This is a genomic window from Pseudomonas sp. JV245A (genome assembly GCF_032424515.1).
Taxonomy (GTDB): Bacteria; Pseudomonadota; Gammaproteobacteria; order Pseudomonadales; family Pseudomonadaceae; genus Aquipseudomonas; species Aquipseudomonas protegens.
Map to the genome: position 1 here is coordinate 1 of NZ_VYKE01000361.1, position 1,575 is coordinate 1,575.

The following is a 1,575-nucleotide window of genomic DNA, read 5'->3' on the forward strand; positions in this document are numbered from 1 at the left end:
CGAGTGGACCCACAGGTCGAAACGGCTGTCGCCACAGAGCAGTGGCTTGAAGTCGTAGATGAAATCCTGAACGTCCTCACGCGACAGCTGCGGGCTCCAGTAGCGTCCGGCTTGCGATTCGTCCCGGGGCGTGTGCAGCACGAACAGCAGCACCAGCGGTTCGGCCAGGCAGCCCAGCAGGCTGAGCAGGACCTGCGGGTCCGAGCCTGGAACGCCCGCCACCACGCGCTGCCCCTCGCCAATGGGGGCCACCACGAATACCGGCGGATAACTGTGCTCGACCCACTGGTTGTCTATCATGTGCCCAAGTCTGTACATAGCCAGCCTGATCCTCCTGATCAATTCCTAGGTTTAGCCAAAACGGCCGCGCATTATGCCGTACCCTGCAGGGCCGCTCACGGCCTGATTGACCCAACAGCGCGCGGCAACACAGCCCATCAAGGACATCCCCTCCGTGCTTCATGCCCTGATCCACAACGGCCAACCACTGGCCCCCCAGCAACCCCAGCCACTGGTGCCCTGGTGGAGCTTCACCAAGACCGTGCTTAGCGCAGCGGCCCTGACCCTGGTGCGCGACGGCCTGCTGGGGCTGGATGAGCCGCTGCCCCAGGGCCCCTTCACCCTGCGCCAGTTGCTGCGGCATCAGGCCGGGCTGGCGGACTACAGCGAGCTGAGCGACTACCACGACGCGGTTTTGCGCAACGAGGATGCATGGCCCGGTGCACAGATGCTGCAGCGCCTGGACGCCAGCCGCCTGCGCTACGCCCCCGGCAGCCAGTGGCGCTACTCCAATGTGGGCTACCTGTTCGTGGCGCAGCTGATCCAGCAGGCGACGGACCTGCCCCTGCACCTTGCCCTGCAACAACGTGTACTGGCGCCCCTGGGCTTGTCTCGCACGCGCCTCGCTGTGACCCGCGAAGACCTGCGGGATGTGGACCTGGGCCAGTTGGGCGACTACCACCCCGGCTGGGTCTACCACGGCCTGCTGGTGGGGCCCCTGGCGGAGGCGGTGCTGCTGCTGGATCGGCTGTTGAGCGGCGCGCTATTGCCCCCGGCACTGCTGGCAGGCATGCAGCAGGCCCAGGTTCTGGGCGGGCCGATGGCCGGCCGGCCCTGGGTCGCTCCCGGCTATGCCATGGGCCTGATGGTGGGCACTGTCGAGTCTGGCCTGACGCTCTACGGCCACACCGGCAGCGGCCCCGGCAGCACGCTGGCGGTCTATCGCGCCAACGTCGCCGGCACCAGCGCCTGCTGCGCGGTCTTCAGTCCGGGGAGCGACCAGGGCCAGGTCGAAACCCGGGCCCTGGCGCATCTGCGCCACGCACTGGCGAACTAGCCACAGGGCACGGCCACAGTCACAGGACAGCTCGCATGCTGGCATGACTGACCGGGCGCCACGGGCCCTGCCGCTTCGCACAGCGGCTGACGTACAATCCCCAGCCTTCAGGGACAGCCATCACCAGGACGACAATGACCACACACCGCATTAGCCTTGCCAACGGCTGGACCGCCGAATTCACCGAGCAGGGCGAGTTCCGCATGGGCGCCGTCGGCTGGAACCTGCAGTTGCGCGGC

General features: G+C 67.4%; 1 protein-coding gene and 1 pseudogene. One reads left to right on the forward strand and one right to left on the reverse strand.

The annotated features are described in order from the left end of the window. Nucleotides 1–300 (reverse strand): annotated as a pseudogene (locus F6S12_RS31625) (hypothetical protein); the annotation flags it as partial. 136 nt (nt 301–436) lie between these two features. Between F6S12_RS31625 and F6S12_RS31630 the strand changes: the two are divergent. Then, nucleotides 437–1,336 carry a serine hydrolase domain-containing protein gene (locus F6S12_RS31630; RefSeq protein WP_275656558.1) on the forward strand — a complete coding sequence of 300 codons (900 nt, stop codon included), beginning with the start codon at nt 437–439 and terminating at the stop codon, nt 1,334–1,336. Nucleotides 1,337–1,575 lie beyond the last annotated feature (239 nt).